This window comes from Streptomyces sp. ISL-10 (genome assembly GCF_018614575.1).
GTDB lineage: Bacteria > Actinomycetota > Actinomycetes > Streptomycetales > Streptomycetaceae > Streptomyces.
Window position 1 is genome coordinate 63,185 of sequence record NZ_JAGGOJ010000016.1, and the last position, 17,171, is coordinate 80,355.

General features: G+C 71.8%; 17 protein-coding genes. 11 read left to right on the forward strand and 6 right to left on the reverse strand.

The features are described from left to right. Nucleotides 1-10: 10 nt before the first annotated feature. Nucleotides 11-907, reverse strand: a complete 897-nt coding sequence (locus tag J7E88_RS19980; protein ID WP_215182962.1) for a DMT family transporter — start codon at nucleotides 905-907, stop codon at nucleotides 11-13. Here J7E88_RS19980 and J7E88_RS19985 point away from each other — a divergent pair. The 3 genes from J7E88_RS19985 to J7E88_RS19995 are packed head-to-tail and all read left to right on the forward strand — an operon-like array spanning nucleotide 906 to nucleotide 3,448. Further along, nucleotides 906-2,342, forward strand: a complete 1,437-nt coding sequence (locus tag J7E88_RS19985; RefSeq protein ID WP_215182964.1) for a PLP-dependent aminotransferase family protein — start codon at nucleotides 906-908, stop codon at nucleotides 2,340-2,342. The genes J7E88_RS19980 and J7E88_RS19985 overlap by 2 nt on opposite strands. A 58-nt stretch (nucleotides 2,343-2,400) precedes the next feature. Beyond that, nucleotides 2,401-2,832, forward strand: coding sequence for a GNAT family N-acetyltransferase (locus J7E88_RS19990; RefSeq protein WP_215182966.1), 432 nt, complete (start codon nucleotides 2,401-2,403; stop codon nucleotides 2,830-2,832). A gap of 40 nt (nucleotides 2,833-2,872) precedes the next feature. Next, on the forward strand, nucleotides 2,873-3,448 hold the full coding sequence (locus tag J7E88_RS19995; protein WP_215182969.1) for a histidine phosphatase family protein: 576 nt from the start codon (nucleotides 2,873-2,875) through the stop codon (nucleotides 3,446-3,448). 93 nt (nucleotides 3,449-3,541) lie between these two features. On the opposite strand, the gene J7E88_RS20000 is transcribed toward J7E88_RS19995, so the two are convergent. Genes J7E88_RS20000 through J7E88_RS20010 form a run of 3 tightly spaced genes read right to left on the reverse strand, consistent with a single transcriptional unit; the run spans nucleotide 3,542 to nucleotide 5,612 of the window. Then, the gene (locus J7E88_RS20000) at nucleotides 3,542-3,949 is read right to left on the reverse strand and encodes a PPOX class F420-dependent oxidoreductase (protein ID WP_215182971.1); all 408 of its coding nucleotides are present in this window, start codon (nucleotides 3,947-3,949) and stop codon (nucleotides 3,542-3,544) included. A 53-nt stretch (nucleotides 3,950-4,002) separates the two neighbouring features. Then, complete coding sequence (locus tag J7E88_RS20005) at nucleotides 4,003-5,262, reverse strand: RNA polymerase sigma factor (RefSeq protein WP_374196301.1); 1,260 nt, start codon at nucleotides 5,260-5,262, stop codon at nucleotides 4,003-4,005. Beyond that, nucleotides 5,259-5,612 (reverse strand): YciI family protein, encoded by a 354-nt coding sequence (locus J7E88_RS20010; protein WP_215182973.1) that lies wholly within the window; start codon nucleotides 5,610-5,612, stop codon nucleotides 5,259-5,261. Before J7E88_RS20010 ends, J7E88_RS20005 begins: the two co-directional genes overlap by 4 nt. Before the next feature lie 562 nt (nucleotides 5,613-6,174). Between J7E88_RS20010 and argC the strand changes: the two genes are divergently transcribed. Genes argC through J7E88_RS20035 form a run of 5 tightly spaced genes read left to right on the forward strand, consistent with a single transcriptional unit; the run spans nucleotide 6,175 to nucleotide 10,998 of the window. Next, entirely contained in the window at nucleotides 6,175-7,203 is a 1,029-nt protein-coding gene (argC, locus tag J7E88_RS20015) for an N-acetyl-gamma-glutamyl-phosphate reductase (RefSeq protein ID WP_215182975.1), read from the forward strand. Continuing rightward, nucleotides 7,200-8,351, forward strand: a complete 1,152-nt coding sequence (gene argJ, locus J7E88_RS20020; protein WP_215182977.1) for a bifunctional glutamate N-acetyltransferase/amino-acid acetyltransferase ArgJ — start codon at nucleotides 7,200-7,202, stop codon at nucleotides 8,349-8,351. The genes argC and argJ overlap by 4 nt, the downstream gene beginning before the upstream one ends. After that, complete coding sequence (gene argB, locus J7E88_RS20025; RefSeq protein WP_215182979.1) at nucleotides 8,348-9,247, forward strand: acetylglutamate kinase; 900 nt, start codon at nucleotides 8,348-8,350, stop codon at nucleotides 9,245-9,247. Before argJ ends, argB begins: the two co-directional genes overlap by 4 nt. Nucleotide 9,248: 1 nt before the next feature. After that, a complete protein-coding gene (locus tag J7E88_RS20030; protein ID WP_215182981.1) occupies nucleotides 9,249-10,445 on the forward strand; it encodes an acetylornithine transaminase in 1,197 nt (398 codons plus the stop codon). Between the two features lie 7 nt (nucleotides 10,446-10,452). Further along, nucleotides 10,453-10,998 (forward strand): arginine repressor, encoded by a 546-nt coding sequence (locus J7E88_RS20035; RefSeq protein ID WP_215182983.1) that lies wholly within the window; start codon nucleotides 10,453-10,455, stop codon nucleotides 10,996-10,998. Between the two features lie 47 nt (nucleotides 10,999-11,045). On the opposite strand, the gene J7E88_RS20040 is transcribed toward J7E88_RS20035, so the two are convergent. Both J7E88_RS20040 and J7E88_RS20045 read right to left on the reverse strand, forming a co-directional pair. Next, nucleotides 11,046-11,648: a pyridoxamine 5'-phosphate oxidase family protein gene (locus J7E88_RS20040; protein WP_215182985.1), complete on the reverse strand. Its 603-nt coding sequence runs from the start codon at nucleotides 11,646-11,648 to the stop codon at nucleotides 11,046-11,048. A gap of 41 nt (nucleotides 11,649-11,689) precedes the next feature. Further along, nucleotides 11,690-13,096 (reverse strand): hypothetical protein, encoded by a 1,407-nt coding sequence (locus J7E88_RS20045; protein WP_308307553.1) that lies wholly within the window; start codon nucleotides 13,094-13,096, stop codon nucleotides 11,690-11,692. Between the two features lie 138 nt (nucleotides 13,097-13,234). On the opposite strand from J7E88_RS20045, the gene J7E88_RS20050 reads away from it, so the two are divergent. The 3 genes from J7E88_RS20050 to J7E88_RS36030 all read left to right on the forward strand — a co-directional run bounded on the left by J7E88_RS20050 (nucleotide 13,235) and on the right by J7E88_RS36030 (nucleotide 16,828). After that, complete coding sequence (locus J7E88_RS20050) at nucleotides 13,235-14,428, forward strand: argininosuccinate synthase (RefSeq protein ID WP_215182987.1); 1,194 nt, start codon at nucleotides 13,235-13,237, stop codon at nucleotides 14,426-14,428. An 81-nt stretch (nucleotides 14,429-14,509) separates the two neighbouring features. Further along, nucleotides 14,510-15,937 carry an argininosuccinate lyase gene (gene argH, locus J7E88_RS20055; RefSeq protein ID WP_215182989.1) on the forward strand — a complete coding sequence of 476 codons (1,428 nt, stop codon included), beginning with the start codon at nucleotides 14,510-14,512 and terminating at the stop codon, nucleotides 15,935-15,937. 174 nt (nucleotides 15,938-16,111) lie between these two features. Then, entirely contained in the window at nucleotides 16,112-16,828 is a 717-nt protein-coding gene (locus tag J7E88_RS36030; protein ID WP_251022937.1) for a BTAD domain-containing putative transcriptional regulator, read from the forward strand. The last annotated feature ends 343 nt before the right edge of the window (nucleotides 16,829-17,171 follow it).

Sequence of the window (17,171 nt, forward strand, 5' to 3'; positions counted from 1 at the left end):
CGGGCGCGGCTCAGGCGCGGGCCCGCTGCGTGACGGCGATGCACACCAGGACGCCGACGGCGGCGACCGGGGCCGCGGGCGAGAGGCGCTCACCGAGCAGAGCGACCGACCAGACCAGGGTGAGCAGCGGCTGCGCGAGCTGGAGCTGGCTGGCGCGGGCGATGCCGATCTCCGCCATGCCCCGGTACCAGACGTACAGCCCGAAGAACGTCGACCCGGCCGCGACCCAGAGGAGCCCGGTCACGCCCCGGGCGGTGAGGTGTACCGGCTCGAAGGACAGCGCCACGAAGGAGCCCGCCGCGCTCAGCGGCAGGCAGAGGATCAGGGCCCAGCCGATGACGTGCCAGCCGGGCATCACCGCGGCGAGCCTGCCGCCCTCGGTGTACCCGGCGGCGCAGACCAGCAGGGCGCCGAAGAGGTACAGATCGCCGGAGTGCAGTGTCCCGCCGCTCTGCTGCACGGTGAAGGCGATCACCACCACGGCTCCCGTGAGCGCCGCGGCCCAGAACGTGCGCGACGGCCTGCGGCCCGTGCGCACCGCCGCGAGGACCGCCGTGGTCAGCGGCAGGAGACCGACCACCACTGCCGCGTGCGAGGAGGTGGAGGTCTGCAGGGCGAGCGTCGTCAGCAGCGGGAAGCCCAGCACTACCCCGCCGCCGACCACCGCGAGACCGGCCCAGTGGCGGCGCTCGGGCACGGGGACGCGCAGCGCGAGAAGGAACCCGCCCGCGACGAGCGCCGCGAGGACACTGCGCACGGCGACCAGGGACCAGGGCCCGAAGCTCTCCAGGCCCCAGACGGTGGAGGGGAAGGTCAGCGAGAAGGCGACGACGCCCAGCGCGGCGAGGAGGGTGCCGCTGCTGACCGCTATCGAGGTGGTGGGAGTAGCGCTATCCTGTGCTGTCATGCAAGAGCGTAGCAGTGTGGCAGAACTGGCGAACTCCCTGAAGAACGAGCTTGACCGCTACTCCCCGGATGGAAAGCTCCCGTCGAGCAGGGCCCTGGTAGAGCGCTACCGAGTCTCCCCGGTGACCGTCTCCCGCGCGCTCGCCCAGCTCGTCGCCGAGGGGCTCGTCGTCACCCGTCCCGGCGCCGGTGCCTTCCGCGCCCACCCGCGCACCGCCACCCCGCCGAGCGGTGACACCTCCTGGCAGGAGGTCACGCTCAGCGCCGACGCCGCCGGTGAGGTCGTACCGCGCGCCGTCGACGCCTCCGGCGTGCTCGTCACCCTGGCCGCGCCGCCGGCCGGGGTGATCGAGTTCAACGGCGGCTATCTGAACCCCTCGCTCCAGCCCGAACGGGCCATGGCCGCGGCTCTCGCCCGAGCGGGCCGCCGGCCCGGCGCCTGGAGCAGGCCGCCCACCGACGGTCTGCCCGAACTGCGCGAATGGTTCGCCCGCTCCATCGGCGAGACCGCCGGCCCGGCGGACGTCCTCATCACCGCGGGCGGGCAGTCCGCACTGACCACCGCCCTGCGCGCGCTCGCCCCGCCCGGCGCGCCCGTCCTCGTCGAATCGCCCACCTACCCCGGAATGCTGGCCATCGCCCGGGCCGCCGGGCTGCGGCCGGTCCCTGTCCCGGTGGACGCCGACGGGGTGCGGCCCGAACTCCTCGCCGCCGCCTTCCGGGCCACCGGGGCCCGCGTCTTCGTCTGCCAACCGCTCTTCCAGAACCCGACCGGCGCGGTTCTCGCCCCCGAACGCCGCTCCGCCGTCCTGCGCATCGCCCGCGAGGCGGGCGCCTTCGTCGTCGAGGACGACTTCGCGCGGCGCCTCGTCCACGAGGACGCCGGCGCGCTGCCCGGACCCCTCGCCGCAGACGATCACGACGGCGTCGTCGTCCACGTCAGCTCGCTCACCAAGGCCACCTCGCCCAGCCTGCGGGTCGGCATGCTCGCCGCGCGCGGACCGGTGCTCGAACGGCTCCGCGCCATCCACGTCGTCGACACCTTCTTCGTCCCCCGCCCCCTCCAGGAAGCCGCACTCGAACTCGTCGGCGCGCCCGCGTGGAACCGTCATCTGCGCACGGTGGCCGTGGAGTTGAAGGCGCGCCGCGACACCATGACGGCGGCCCTGCGGGTCCACCTGCCCGAACTCGCCCTGCCGCACATTCCTTCCGGCGGCTACCACCTCTGGCTCCGCCTGCCCGACACCGCCGAGGAGGGCGCATTCGTCGCCGCGGCACTGCGGGCCGACGTCGCCGTGGCCCCAGGCCGCCCGTACTTCTGTGCCGAGCCGCCCGCCGGCCACATCCGCCTGAGCTTCGCCGGCGTCGCGGGCGCGGCCGAGATCACGGAGGGCGTGCGACGGCTGCGCAGCGCCTGGCAGGAGTTTTCGCGATGACCGGGAGCGCCCGGAACAGCCGATGACAGTCCTCGCACCGCTGTGCGAGTCTCCCGCCATGACCGAGAAGATCCATGGCGCGTACACGATTTCCACCGACCCCGCCCGGCTGGACCCGGACAGGATCCACCAGTGGCTCTCCACCGAGGCGTACTGGGCGCTCGGCCGCAGCCGCGAGAAGCAGGACCGTGCCGTCGCCGGATCGGTCAACTTCGGTGCGTACGAGACCACTTCGGGGCAGATGGCCGGCTACGCGCGCATCGTCACCGACCACGCCACCTTCGCCTGGCTCTGCGACGTCTACGTCGACAGGTCCGCCCGGGGCAACGGGCTGGGCACCGCGCTGGTCGCCGCCGTCCGCGACCACTTCGCCCCCCTCGGGCTGCGCCGGATCCTGCTCACCACCGACGACGCCCACGGCCTGTACGAGAAGCTCGGCTTCAAGGAGCTCGACGTCCCCGGCAACTGGCTCAACCTGATGTTCGAGTGACACCCTTGACCTGCAAGGCTTTCCCCATCACCATCACGCCATGACTGTCCGGGTCACCCTGGTCGCCGCGGCGCGCAGCTCCTCCCTGCTCACCGAGCGGTTCGACGACGACCGGCCGCTCGATCAGGCCGGCTGGCACGAGGTGCAGCTCGCCGCGCACGCGCTCGTGCCGCTGAGCGCGGCCGAGCTGCGCTACTGCTCGCCGACCACCCGCAGCCGCGCGACCGGCGAGGCACTCGGCTTCGCGCCGCTCGCCCAGCCGGCTCTGCGCGACTGCGACATGGGCCGCTGGCGCGGCTGCACGCTCGCGGAGGTGACCGCGCGCGAGCCCGCCGCGGTCGATGCCTGGCTCGCCGACCCGCGCAGCGCGCCCCACGGCGGCGAACCACTGCTCGCCTTCATCTCGCGGATAGGTGGCTGGCTCGACACCCGGCCCGCGAACGACTGCGGTTCGATCGTCGCCGTGGCCGAGCCCGCCGTCGTAAGGGCCGCCTTCGTGTACGCCCTGCGCGCCCACCCGGCGATGTACTGGAACGTCGACGTCCGCCCGCTGTCGACGGTCACCCTCACCGGCCGGCCGGGCCGCTGGCACCTGTGTCTGGAGGCCGCTGCCTGAACCGGTAGGGCCGCTGGCACCTGTGTCCGCAGGCCGCTGCCTGAACCGGTAGGGCCGCTGTGCCCGTGCCGCGGGGCGCGCTGCCCGAACCGGCTACTTCGCCGTTCCCACCACCCGCTCGGGCGTGATCCGGATGACGACGCGTACAGCCTCCGGCGGCAGGTCCAGGTACTCCTGGCCAGCGCCGGGGCCTTCGTACTCCTCCGCCAGCCGCACCGCGAGCTTGCGTCCCTCGTCCTCCACGACCGTGGCGGTCCCACGTACCTCCACGTAGCGCAGCGGGTCCTCGCGGTCGTACACGGTGAGAGAGACGCGCGGCTCGCGAGCGATGTTGCGGTCCTTGCGGCGGCCGGCCTGCGAGGAGATGACGAGCTCGTCACCCTCGCGACCCACCCAGACGACCGAGGTCTGCGGGCTGCCGTCGGGCAGGACGGTGGCGAGCACCGCGGGATTCGGCGCATCGAACATCAGGCGGGCGGAGTCGCTCAGAGACATCGGCATGGTCAGAGAGTAACGGCGGTGCGCACCGAGGCAGTTGCCGGGCACCGCTCGTCTCACATCGACGAAAGCTCGCGGAGCCTGCGTCGCAGGAACGCCGTCTCCGCCGCGTTCCCGGGGCTCTCGATCGCCGCCTCGTACGCCGAGGCCGCCTCGGCCCCGCGACCCAGCCGCCGCAGCAGATCGGCCCGCACGGCATGCAGCACACGGAGCCCGCCCAGTGCCGGGGCGAGCGCGTCCACCAAGGCGAGCGCCGGTCCGGGCCCCTGCACCTCGGCCACGGCGACCGCCCGGTTGAGCGCGACCACCGGAGTCGGCGCGATCGCCGTCAACAGGTCGTACAGACTAAGGATCTGACCCCAGTCGGTCGCGGCCGCCTCCGCCGCGTCACTGTGCACCGCGCTGATCGCGGCCTGGATCTGGTACGGCCCCGGCCTGCCGCGACGCAGACACTGTCGCACCAGCGCCTGCCCCTCGGCGATCAGGCCGCGGTCCCACAAGCTCCGGTCCTGCTCGGTGAGCACCACCATCTCGCCGTCCGGCCCGGTGCGCGCCGGGCGCCGGGACTCCGTCAGCAGCATCAGCGCCAGGAGGCCGAGGACCTCGGGCTCGTCGGGCATCAGGCGGGCCAGCAGCCGGCCGAGGCGCACGGCTTCCGCGCACAGGTTCTCGCGCACCAGGCGGTCGCCCGAGGCGGCGGTGTAGCCCTCGTTGAAGATCAGGTAGACGACCGACAGCACGGCGGGCAGCCGGTCGGGCAGCTCGGCCTCGTCCGGGACGCGGTAGGGGATCCGCGCATCGCGGATCTTGCCCTTGGCGCGGACCAGGCGCTGCGCCATGGTCGGCTCCGCCACCAGGAACGCGCGGGCGATCTGCGCCGTGGTCAGCCCACCGAGCAGCCGCAGGGTCAGAGCGACGCGTGCGGCCGGGGCGAGTGCCGGATGGCAGCAGGTGAAGATCAGGCGGAGCCGGTCGTCGTACACGGGACCCTCCTCGACGGGGCTCGCGCGCGCCTGCAGCAGCGCGGCTTCGGCGTGCCGGCTCGCCCGGGAGGCCTCCCGCCGCAGACGGTCGATCGCCCGGTTGCGGCCGGTGGTGATGATCCACCCCGCCGGGCTGGGCGGCAGCCCGGTTGTGGGCCACCGCTCCAGCGCCGTGGTGAAGGCGTCCTGGACCGCCTCCTCGGCGATGTCGATGTCGCCGAAGAACCGGACGAGGACGGCGACTGCGCGGCCGTACTCCTCGCGGAACACACGCTCCGTCGCCTCCGCCGTCACCGCGGGGGCGCCCCCTGCCGCGTCGGTGGCGGACATCATCCGGGGCTGACGTAATCGAGCGGCCTCACCTCGATCGGAAGGGTGACCGCGCGGGCCAGCTTGCGGCCCCATGCGAGGGCCGCGTCGAGATCAGGCGCCTGGATGACGGCGAAGCCGCCCAGATGCTCCTTCCCCTCGGCGTACGGACCGTCGGTGGTGAGCACCTCGTCGTCCTTGAGCCTGAGGACTGTGGCGGTGGACGGCGGGTGCAGGCCGCCCGAGAACACCCAGGCGCCGGCCTCCCTGAGCTCGGCCTTCACGGCCTCGACGTCGCGCATGATCGGTTCCAGGATCTCGGGCGGCGGCGGATTTCCGTCGGGCTGGTAGATGCTGAGCAGGTACTGCTGCATGGTGGCCTCCTCGGTACGGGCGCGGCGGGCATGCCGCGCTCTCACCCTCTACACGAACGGGCCGGCCCGTCGTCGACACGCCTCGCAGACAATTTTCCGCGCGTCGCGCGAGGCCGTCCCGGTGTCGCCGCCGAGGCGCGTCCGGTGTCTCGCCCCTGCCGAACGCGGGCGGGCCTGCCCCCGACGGCACGCACAAACGGCCTCACGCGGCGGGCGTTCCGGGGCGGCATCGGGGCGTTCTGCCTCCGCCGAGGTCTCCCGGGCCGCGACGAGGGCGGTCGCTCGCAGCGGTCCGGGCAACGGGCCTGTACGCGCAGAAGGAAGCCTCTTTTGTGGTGGAGTGACAACATCCGGCCTGAGGGCCTCCGGTGGGGACTGTGCTGAGGGAACCGCTCTTCCGAGCCTGTGGTGGGGATCGGGTGCGTTGATCAAACGGGTGCGGGAGTACGATTCTGTATGGTTCGGACACTTCCTTGATGGTGCATGCATCTATGTAGTCGAAGGTTATTGCATACATCTGCATTGCTGCGTATAGTCATGCCATCGATGAGGAGGATTTCCGATGACGGTTCGAGCAGCAGTGGCAGGGGCGAGCGGGTACGCGGGCGGTGAGCTGCTCCGACTGCTGCTGGCCCACCCTGAGGTGGAGATCGGTGCTCTGACCGCCAACTCCAACGCGGGCCGGCCCCTCGGCGCACTGCAGCCGCATCTGCTGCCGCTCGCCGGCCGGGTGCTCCGGCCGACGACCGCCGACGCCCTCGCTGGCCACGACGTCGTCTTCCTCGCCCTCCCGCACGGCCAGTCAGCCGCCGTTGCCGAGCAGCTCGGCGACGACGTCCTCGTCGTCGACATGGGCGCCGACTTCCGGCTCCGGGACGCCGCCGACTGGGAGAGGTTCTACGGCTCCGAGCACGCCGGGACCTGGCCGTACGGCCTCCCCGAACTGCCGGGTGCCCGCGCCGCGCTGGAGGGGTCCAAGCGCATCGCGGTACCCGGTTGCTACCCCACCGCCGTCTCGCTCGCGCTCTTCCCGGCGTACGCGGCGGGCCTCGCCGAGCCCGAGGCCGTGATCACCGCCGCGAGCGGCACCTCCGGCGCGGGCAAGGCACTCAAGCCCCACCTCCTCGGCTCCGAGGTGATGGGCTCCATGAGCCCGTACGGGGTCGGCGGCGGCCACCGCCACACCCCCGAGATGATCCAGAACCTCAGCGCGGCGGCAGGCGAGCGGGTCACCGTCTCCTTCACACCCACGCTCGCGCCGATGCCCCGCGGCATCCTCGCCACCTGCTCCGCCAAGGCCGTACCGGGCACCACCGCGCAGGACGTGCGCGCCGCCTACGAAAAGGCCCTCGCCGACGAGCCGTTCGCGCACCTGCTCCCCGAGGGCCAGTGGCCCGCGACGGCGTCGGTGTACGGGTCCAACGCCGCACAGATCCAGGTGGCGTACGACGAGGCGGCCGGCCGCATCATCGCGATCAGCGCCATCGACAACCTCACCAAGGGCACCGCCGGCGGCGCGGTGCAGAGTATGAACATCGCCCTCGGGTTCGCCGAGGGAACCGGTCTTTCCACGATTGGAGTTGCGCCGTGAGCGTGACCGCAGGGAAGGGATTCACGGCAGCGGGCATCGCCGCCGGAATCAAGCAGAACGGCAACCCGGACCTCGCCCTCGTGGTCAACAACGGGCCGCGCCGCGCCGCCGCGGGCGTCTTCACCTCCAACCGCGTCAAGGCCGCGCCGGTCCTGTGGTCCGAGCAGGTCATCAAGGGCGGCGAGGTCACGGCCGTGGTGCTCAACTCCGGCGGCGCCAACGCCTGTACGGGCCCCAAGGGCTTCCAGGACACCCACACCACCGCCGAGAAGGCGGCCGACGTCCTCGGCATCGGCGCGGGCGAGGTCGCCGTCGCCTCCACCGGCCTGATCGGCGTCCTGCTCCCCATGGACAAGCTCCTGCCCGGCATCGAGCAGGCCGCGGCCCAGCTCAGCGAACACGGCGGTGAGAAGGCCGCCATCGCCATCAAGACCACCGACACGGTCCACAAGACCGCCGTCGTCACCAAGGACGCCTGGACGGTCGGCGGCATGGCCAAGGGCGCCGGCATGCTCGCCCCCGGACTCGCCACCATGCTCGTCGTCCTCACCACCGACGCCGACCTCGATGCCGCCACCCTGGACAAGGCGCTGCGCGACGCGACCCGGCAGACCTTCGACCGGGTCGACTCCGACGGCTGCATGTCGACCAACGACACCGTGCTGCTGCTCGCCTCCGGCGCGTCCGGCGCGAAGCCCGCGTACCAGGAGTTCGCCGAGGCCGTACGCACGGTGTGCGACGACCTCGCGAGGCAGCTGATCGGCGACGCGGAGGGCGCGTCCAAGGACATCCGCATCGAGGTGATCAACGCGGCGACCGAGGACGACGCCGTCGAGGTCGGCCGCTCCATCGCCCGCAACAACCTCCTCAAGTGCGCCATCCACGGTGAGGACCCCAACTGGGGCCGGGTGCTCTCCGCCATCGGCACCACCACCGCGGCTTTCGAGCCCGATCAGCTCAACGTCGCCATCAACGGCGTCTGGGTCTGCAGATACGGCTCCGTCGGCGAGGACCGCGACCTGGTCGACATGCGCTACCGCGAGGTGCGCATCACCGCGGACCTGGCCGCGGGCACCGAGTCCGCCGTCATCTGGGCCAACGATCTGACGGCCGACTACGTCCACGAGAACAGCGCGTACAGCTCATGAGCACGACGAGGAAGCACACCGCACTGCCCAAGGCGCAGATCCTCATCGAGGCGCTGCCCTGGCTGACCCGGCACAACGGCAAGATCGTCGTCATCAAGTTCGGCGGCAACGCCATGGTCGACGAGGAGCTCAAGGCCGCCTTCGCGCAGGACGTCGTCTTCCTGCGGCACGCGGGGCTCAGGCCCGTCGTGGTGCACGGCGGCGGTCCGCAGATCTCCGCGGCGCTCGACCGGCACGGCCTGATCAGCGAGTTCAAGGCCGGCCTGCGGGTCACCACTCCCGAGGCCATGGACGTCGTGCGGATGGTGCTCGCCGGACAGGTCCAGCGCGAGCTGGTCGGCCTGCTCAATCAGCACGGCCCGCTCGCCGTCGGCCTCACCGGCGAGGACGCCCACACCATCACTGCCACCAGGCATCAGCCGCGCATCGACGGGGAACTCGTCGACATCGGCCGGGTCGGCGAAATCACCGAGATCGACACCGGAGCCGTCGAGGCGCTGCTCGCCGACGGACGCATCCCGGTGATCTCCTCGATCGCCCGCTCACAGGACGACGCACATGTCTACAACGTCAATGCTGATACGGCGGCTGCGGCACTCGCTGCGTCGCTGGGCGCCGAGACGCTGATGGTCCTTACGGACGTCGAGGGCCTGTACGAGGACTGGCCCCACAGCGACGAGGTGATCAGCCGCCTCACCGCCACCCAGCTGGAGAAGCTCCTGCCCGATCTCTCCAGCGGCATGGTCCCCAAGATGGAGGGCTGCCTGCACGCCGTGCGCAACGGGGTCAACACGGCCCGGGTGATCGACGGCCGGGTCCAGCACTCGATCCTGCTGGAGATCTTTACCGACGAGGGCATTGGCACGATGGTCGTGCCGGACGGACAGGGGGAGTGACATGAGCAACCAGGAGCTCACGCACCGGTGGCAGGGCGTGATGACGGACAACTACGGCACACCGAAGCTGGCGCTGGTCCGCGGCGAGGGCACCAAGGTCTGGGACGCCGACGGCACCGAGTACACCGACTTCGTCGGCGGCATCGCGGTCAACGCACTGGGCCACGCCCACCCGGCGATCGTCGAGGCCGTCTCCCGCCAGGTCGCCTCCCTCGGCCACGTCTCCAACCTCTTCGTCGCCGAGCCGCCCGTCGCGCTCGCCGAGCGGCTGATCCAGCTCTTCGGCCGCCAGGGGCGGGTCTACTTCGCGAACTCCGGCGCCGAGGCCAACGAGGCCGCCTTCAAGATCGGCCGGCTCACCGGACGCCGGCACATGGTCGCGACGACCGGCGGGTTCCACGGCCGGACGATGGGCGCCCTCGCGCTGACCGGACAGCCCGCCAAGCAGCAGCCGTTCCTGCCGCTGCCCCCGGACGTCACCCATGTCCCCTACGGCGACGCCGAGGCTCTGCGCGCGGCCGTCACCGAGGAAACCGCCCTGGTGATCATCGAGCCCATCCAGGGCGAGAACGGCGTGGTCGTACCGCCCAAGGGGTATCTGGAGGCCGCCCGGGAGATCACCCGGGCCACCGGCACGCTGCTGGTCCTCGACGAGGTCCAGACCGGCATCGGCCGGACCGGGCACTGGTTCGAGTACCAGGCGCACCAGGGCGTCGAGCCCGACATCGTCACGCTGGCCAAGGGCCTCGGCGGCGGACTGCCGATCGGTGCGACCGTCGTCTTCGGCGCGGCGGCCGACCTGCTGAAGCCGGGTCAGCACGGGACGACGTTCGGCGGCAACCCCGTCGCCTGCGCCGCCGGACTCGCCGTTGTCGACACCCTCGCGGCCGACGGCGTCCTCGACTCGGTCAAGCGGCTCGGCGAGAAACTGCGCGACGGAATCGAGGGGCTGGGGCACCCGGCCGTCTCCCATGTCCGTGGCAGCGGCCTGCTGCTGGGTATCGTGCTCACCGGACCGCTCGCACCGAAGGTGCAGCAGGCGGCCCAGGATGCGGGTTTCCTGGTGAACGCCCCCGCGCCCGATGTCGTACGGCTCATGCCGGCCCTGATCATCGGTGACGCCGAGGTGGACGCGTTCCTCCGGGCTCTGCCCGGCATCCTCGACGCGAGCAACGGGGAAGGACAAGCCGGAGAATGAGACGACGATGACAGAGGCCCGGTACCCCGAAAGCGCTGAGCACGGCGGACCCGCCGTACCGCAGACCCGCACGGCCCGCCACCGCCGGATCGTGGACATCCTCAACCGTCAGCCGGTGCGCTCCCAGAGCCAACTGGCAAAGCTCCTCGCGGACAACGGGCTGAGCGTCACGCAGGCGACGCTCTCCCGCGACCTCGACGAGCTGGGCGCGGTGAAGATCCGCAACACCGGTGGCGAGCTGATCTACGCGGTGCCCAGCGAGGGTGGCTTCCGCACCCCGCAGGCTCCGCTGGGCGAATCCGCGAAGGAGGAGCGCATGCGGCGCCTCTCCGCCGAGCTGCTCATCTCCGCGGAGGCGTCGGCGAATCTCGTGGTGTTGCGGACGCCGCCGGGCGCGGCCCAGTTCCTGGCTTCCGCCATCGACCAGGCCGAACTGCACGACATCCTCGGCACGATCGCGGGTGACGACACCCTGATGCTGATCAGCCGGGACCCGGCCGGCGGCCAGGCGCTCGCGGACCATCTCCTGCGGCTGGCCCAGAAGGAGCGCTGACCCGATACGCCATGGCCCCGCCCCTCGGGGGGCGGGGCCGTCGCGTGCTATTCGGCGAGGGCGGCCGAGGGCAGGGGCGGCAGCGGGAGCGGGAGCCCCGGCAGGCCGTCGATGCTCGTCGCGATGTGCTCCTTCTTGGCGAAGTACGCGTCCAGCGAGGCGTCGTCCTCGCGCGCGAAACGCTTCCCGTGCAGGTCGCGGTCCTCGTCGTACGTCATGAAGGGCACCCCGTACCCGCAGGTGTCCCGGATCAGCTCGGCCCTCACCACGATGACGGCGCGCAGCCCGTGCGGCACCGGGTCGATGCCGGGGAAGTGTGCGAGCAGCTCCGCCCAGCGCTCGTCGTCCCGGAAGACCGGCTCCCCGCGCCCGTGCACACGCACGATGTCGGGCGGGCCCTGGAAGGCGCACCACATGAGCGTGATGCGCCCGTTCTCGCGCAGATGGGCGATCGTCTCGGCGTTGCTGCCGGCGAAGTCGAGGTAGGCGACGGTCTGTTCGTCGATGACGGCGAAGGAGCCCTTCAGGCCCTTGGGGGAGAGGTTGACCGTCCCCTCCCCGTCGAGCGGCGCGGTGGCCGTGAAGAAGAGCGGTTGGGCCTCGATGAAGGCGCGGAGTCTTCCGTCTATGTGTTCATACGTCTTTCCCATGGGGTAATTCTCCCGTGGCCGGTGTCGCCCGGACCGGTGTTTCAGCTCCTGAGACCGAGGCGGCCCCGCAACACCGTCATGACGAAGTCGCTGAACAGGTGCGTGCACTGGTGCAACAGCGCCTCCAGTTCCCCCCGTACGCCGGGGTCGACGGGCTGAAGTGCGTCCACCCAGCGCCGCTCCTGCACGCAGGCCGCCCCGTTCTGCCGCAGCGCCGGGTCCGGATCGGTCAACACGGCGACCGCCGCGCGCAGTTCGGTGAGCCCGCCGTGTTCCTTCAGCAGCCGGAACGCCGCACGGCGCGTGTGGACCGGCCGTGTTGGCGCGAGCCGCTCGAACAGCAGGTCGGCCGGAAACCGGCGGGCCAGCGGCAGGAGCGCCCGCGTCGCTTCCCGGGCCACGGCCGCCGAAGGGTCGTCGACCAGCGGCAGTACGCGATCCGCCGGCACCGCGTCGAGCAGTCGCAGACCGGCGGTGGCCTGGGCGCGCACGGCGGCGACGGGGTGCGTCAGAAAGGTGCGGAGCAGGCCGGCGTCCTCGCGCCTGCCGCACTCGGCGAGTCCGGTCATCGCATACGGCGCGATCCCGGCCGGGTCGGCGCACAGTTCGAGGTAGCGGGCGTGCGGGTCACCGCCGTCCTGGCTCACCAGCCAGCGGGCGCAGGCGCGCACCAGGGGCGAGCGGTCGACCAGGTGGGCGGCCGCCTCCGCCGCCCGGCCCGCCCGCCGCAGCGCGGTGACTCCGGCGGAGCGTACGAGCGGAGCCCGGGCGCCCAGCAGGACGTCGACGCTCTCCCCGCACTCCGCGCCGTCCGCCAGTGCGGCGAGCGCGGCGTCCGACCACCAGCGGGCCGACGCGGGGTCCAGGTCGTCGGCGGCCCGCCGCGCCAGTTCCCGGACGCCGAGCAAGCCCTCGTCAAGGGTGATGCGGGCGGCGAGCCGTCGTGCGGCCGTGTCCCGGCTGTCGCGGAGCCCCGCGAGTGCGGGATACGGGGGAGTGCGCAGGGCGGCTTCGAACCGGTCGCGTGCCCACGTGCCCTGCTCGCGGCGCCCGACGCGCAGCACCAGCGGGGTGAGCGTCCGCAGGGTCTCCTCCGTGGCGGCCGCCAGCCGCTCCGCCAGGAGCCGGCGAGCGCACTCGCGCACGGCCTCGGCCCAGTCCGCGCAGCGCACCACGACCAGGTACCAGAAGGCCGGTGCGTCGAGCCCTGCGCGGAGGGCGGCTTCCCGGACCCGGCCGTCGGGGTGGCACAGGGCGGTCTCCGGGCAGGCACTGAGCCGGGCGGCGGCCCTGGGGTCGTACCAGGCGGAATGCCGGACCCCGTGGTCGAGCGCGGTCCAGCAGGCGGGGTCCTCGAAGCTGAGGACCCGGCTCGCCGGCAGGCCGTCGGCCAGGTGTCGTGCCGATTCGTGTCCGGCCCTGGCGTCCCAGCGTCTTCCTGCGCGCACCGTGTCCCCCTCGGCTGTCGGTCCGCCGACTCTAGAAGTGGGGCACCGGTGTGACCAGCCATTTTCCCATCGATTGACAAAACATACGGAGCACTGCATAGTTATACCCGTCAGCGTTTGCACCGTAAGGAGAAACTCGTGACCGAGCGCGTCGTACTCGCCTACTCGGGCGGCCTTGACACCTCCGTCGCCATCGGCTGGATCGCCGAGGAGACGGGCGCCGAGGTCATCGCCGTTGCCGTGGACGTCGGCCAGGGCGGCGAGGACCTGGACGTCATCCGCAAGCGCGCGCTCGCCTGCGGTGCCGTGGAGGCTGAGGTCGCCGACGCCAAGGACGAATTCGCCGAGGAGTACTGCCTCCCCGCCATCAAGGCCAACGCCCTCTACATGGACCGCTACCCGCTGGTCTCCGCGCTCTCCCGGCCGACGATCGTCAAGCACCTCGTCGCCGCCGCGAAGAAGCACGGCGCCACCACCGTCGCCCACGGCTGCACCGGCAAGGGCAACGACCAGGTGCGGTTCGAGGCCGGCATCGTCGCCCTCGCCCCCGAGCTCAAGTGCATCGCCCCGGTCCGTGACTACGCGATGACCCGGGACAAGGCGATCGCCTTCTGCGAGGAGAAGCAGCTCCCGATCGCCACCACCAAGAAGTCGCCGTACTCCATCGACCAGAACGTCTTCGGACGGGCCGTCGAGACCGGCTTCCTGGAGGACATCTGGAACGCGCCGATCGAGGACATCTACGAGTACACCTCGAACCCGGCGGAGCCGCAGGAGGCCGACGAGGTGGTCATCACCTTCAAGGAAGGCGTCCCGGTCGCCGTCGACGGCAAGCCCGTCACCGTCCTGCAGGCCATCCAGCAGCTCAACGAGCGGGCCGGCGCCCAGGGCATCGGCCGCATCGACATGGTCGAGGACCGGCTTGTCGGCATCAAGTCCCGCGAGGTCTACGAGGCCCCGGGCGCGATCGCGCTGATCACCGCCCACCAGGAGCTGGAGAACGTCACGGTCGAGCGCGAGCTCGCCCGGTACAAGCGGCAGGTCGAGCAGCGCTGGGGCGAGCTCGTCTACGACGGCCTGTGGTTCTCCCCGCTCAAGCGGGCCCTGGACGGCTTCATCAACGAGGCCAACCAGCACGTCAGCGGCGACATCCGGATGACGCTGCACGGCGGCCGGGCCGTCGTCACCGGCCGGAAGTCCGACGAGTCGCTGTACGACTTCAACCTCGCCACCTACGACTCGGGCGACACGTTCGACCAGTCCAAGGCGCAGGGCTTCATCGAGATCTTCGGCCTGTCGCAGAAGATCGCGGCCAAGAGGGACCTCGCGTAACCCACACGCGTTGAACACAGCGCCTCCCCATTCTTTCGCGGCGGGGAGGCGTCTTCACACTTCTCCCAAGGAGCAACAGCTGTGAGCAGCAACAACGGTGACGTCCGGCTCTGGGGCGGCCGCTTCGCCGACGGCCCGGCCGAGGCGCTGGCGAAGCTGTCCGCCTCGGTGCATTTCGACTGGCGTCTCGCGCCGTACGACATCGCCGGTTCCCGAGCCCACGCGCGTGTGCTGCACAAGGCGGGCCTGCTCACCGAGGACGAGCTGACACGCATGCTCGCCGGCCTCGACCAGTTGGAGGCGGACGTGGCGTCCGGGGCCTTCACCGGCACCATCGCCGACGAGGACGTGCACACCGCCCTCGAACGGGGCCTGCTGGAGTGGCTCGGACCCGACCTCGGCGGCAAGCTGCGTGCCGGACGGTCCCGGAACGACCAGGTCGCCACTCTCTTCCGGATGTATCTGCGCGACCACGCCCGCATCATCGGCGGTCTGATCGCCGACCTCCAGGACGCCCTCGTCGGCCTCGCCGAGGCCCACCCCGACGTCGCCATGCCGGGCCGCACTCACCTCCAGCACGCCCAGCCGGTCCTGTTCGCCCACCACGTGCTCGCGCATGTGCAGTCCCTGTCCCGGGACGCGGAGCGACTGCGTCAGTGGGACACCCGTACGGCCGTCTCGCCCTACGGCTCCGGCGCGCTGGCCGGCTCCTCGCTCGGTCTCGACCCGGAGGCCGTGGCCAAGGACCTGGGCTTCGAGCGCGGCTCCGCGGGCAACTCGATTGACGGCACCGCCTCGCGGGACTTCGTCGCCGAGTTCGCCTTCATCACCGCGATGATCGGGGTGAACCTCTCCCGTATCGCCGAGGAAGTCATCATCTGGAACACGAAGGAGTTCTCCTTCGTGACCCTGCACGACGCCTTCTCGACCGGGTCGTCGATCATGCCGCAGAAGAAGAACCCCGACATCGCGGAGCTCGCCCGCGGCAAGTCCGGCCGCCTCATCGGCAACCTCACGGGCCTGCTCGCCACGCTCAAGGCGCTCCCGCTGGCGTACAACCGCGACCTCCAGGAGGACAAGGAGCCGGTCTTCGACTCCTGCGACCAGCTCGAGGTCCTGCTCCCGGCGTTCACGGGCATGATGGCCACGCTCACGGTCAACCGGGAGCGCATGGAGGAGCTCGCCCCGGCCGGCTTCTCGCTCGCCACCGACATCGCCGAGTGGCTGGTCAAGCAGGGCGTGCCGTTCCGGGTGGCGCACGAGGTCGCCGGCGAGTGCGTCAAGGTGTGCGAGCAGCAGGGCATCGAGCTGGACCAGCTCACCGACGAGCAGTTCGCGAAGATCTCCGAGCACCTCACGCCCGAGGTCCGCACGGTCCTGAACGTCCCCGGCGCGCTCGCGTCCCGCAACGGCCGGGGCGGCACGGCCCCTTCGGCGGTCGCCGTCCAGCTCAACGAGATCAAGGCCGACCTGGTGATACAGCACGCCTGGGCCACGGCCAAGCAGTGACGCCCTGACCCACAGCGCCGCCGCCCGGACCGCGAGCGCGTCGATGTCCGGCCGGGTCGGCCCGACCCGTTCATCGATGCGCGGCAATGGGGCGGCGGCGACGTCCTGCTCCACGCAGTCGTGGTGGTGAAGAGCGGCTCAGTCGATCTGCTCGCGGAGGTCGGTCGTCGAGCCATGGGCCATGGTCACCGTCTTGTAGCCGGACGAGCTGATGTCCATGGTGGGACGCCGTGGGCGACATACAGGCCCCGGTCGAGATGGACCTCGTCCGCCGTACCGGAGCCGCCGCCGACGCCTCGCAGCGCGAGCGCCTGTACGACCGCGCGCCTCGGGCTCTGGCGCGGACCACTGCCCGCCGACGTAGCGGACGACGGCCTGCGCCGCCGGCTCGGCGGACCACTCGGCGAACTCGGGCTGTCCGCGCTGGAACAGCGGGGCCGAAGCGCAGCTGGAGCTCGGCATGCCCGACAGGGGGGCGCGGACCTGATGCCGCTCGCGCGCGAACACCCCGACCGGGAACGGCCCGTCGCCGCGCAGATGACCGCCCTGTGCCGGAGCGGCAGGCAGGCCGACGCACTTGGAGCTCTACCGCGCCACACGCAAGGCGCTGGTGACCGGCCTGGGCATCGAGCCCGGCGCCGCGCGGCACACCCTGCACGAGCGGATGCTGCACGGCGATCCGCGGCCGCACCGGCCGGCCGCACCCGTGTACGCGGTACGGGTCGACGAGGAGCGGTTGCCGTGGAACACCAGCGGCCATCCCGCTCGAGTTCTGCAACACCTGTGCCGGCCGGCGCGGTCCCCGCCGGCCCGGCTCCGAGCGGCTGCGTACCTACCGCACGCTCGCCGTCTGGGCCGGACATCTGGACCTCGCGGAGGAATGGCTGGTGACGGGGCTCCTCAAGCGGGCGCGGCAGTGCCCCGAAGAGGCGGGGCCGCCCTTGAGGAGGCGCGGGAGTTCCGCAGGCAGTTGTACGCCTGCCTGACCGACCCCGGCGACCCGAGGGCCTTCAAGGGGTGGCCGATGTCGCGGAGACGCCGCGAAGGTGTCGGCGTTCGTCCGTGGCGACGACGGCCTGGGCCGCTGGCGGCCCGCCCGTCCGCGGGTCTGCGGCTGCCCGTTCTCGCCGTGGCGCGCAGCGCCACCGAGCTGCTGGCCGGACCGCAGCGTTTCACCGTGCGCTCCTGCCCCGGTGCCGACCGCGGCTGGCTGTTCCCCGATGAGAGGCGGGCG

Bases quoted from the DNA above. Each gene is read 5' to 3' on its own strand.
- J7E88_RS36030 (WP_251022937.1), top strand. From the start codon at position 16,112: ATGGGCCATGGTCACCGTCTTGTAGCCGGACGAGCTGATGTCCATGGT.
- J7E88_RS20030 (WP_215182981.1), top strand. From the start codon at position 9,249: ATGAGCAACCAGGAGCTCACGCACCGGTGGCAGGGCGTGATGACGGAC.
- J7E88_RS19985 (WP_215182964.1), top strand. From the start codon at position 906: ATGCAAGAGCGTAGCAGTGTGGCAGAACTGGCGAACTCCCTGAAGAAC.
- J7E88_RS19995 (WP_215182969.1), top strand. From the start codon at position 2,873: ATGACTGTCCGGGTCACCCTGGTCGCCGCGGCGCGCAGCTCCTCCCTG.
- J7E88_RS20005 (WP_374196301.1), bottom strand. From the start codon at position 5,262: ATGATGTCCGCCACCGACGCGGCAGGGGGCGCCCCCGCGGTGACGGCG.
- argC (WP_215182975.1), top strand. From the start codon at position 6,175: ATGACGGTTCGAGCAGCAGTGGCAGGGGCGAGCGGGTACGCGGGCGGT.
- J7E88_RS20035 (WP_215182983.1), top strand. From the start codon at position 10,453: ATGACAGAGGCCCGGTACCCCGAAAGCGCTGAGCACGGCGGACCCGCC.
- argB (WP_215182979.1), top strand. From the start codon at position 8,348: ATGAGCACGACGAGGAAGCACACCGCACTGCCCAAGGCGCAGATCCTC.
- J7E88_RS20000 (WP_215182971.1), bottom strand. From the start codon at position 3,949: ATGCCGATGTCTCTGAGCGACTCCGCCCGCCTGATGTTCGATGCGCCG.
- J7E88_RS19980 (WP_215182962.1), bottom strand. From the start codon at position 907: ATGACAGCACAGGATAGCGCTACTCCCACCACCTCGATAGCGGTCAGC.
- J7E88_RS20010 (WP_215182973.1), bottom strand. From the start codon at position 5,612: ATGCAGCAGTACCTGCTCAGCATCTACCAGCCCGACGGAAATCCGCCG.
- J7E88_RS19990 (WP_215182966.1), top strand. From the start codon at position 2,401: ATGACCGAGAAGATCCATGGCGCGTACACGATTTCCACCGACCCCGCC.
- J7E88_RS20040 (WP_215182985.1), bottom strand. From the start codon at position 11,648: ATGGGAAAGACGTATGAACACATAGACGGAAGACTCCGCGCCTTCATC.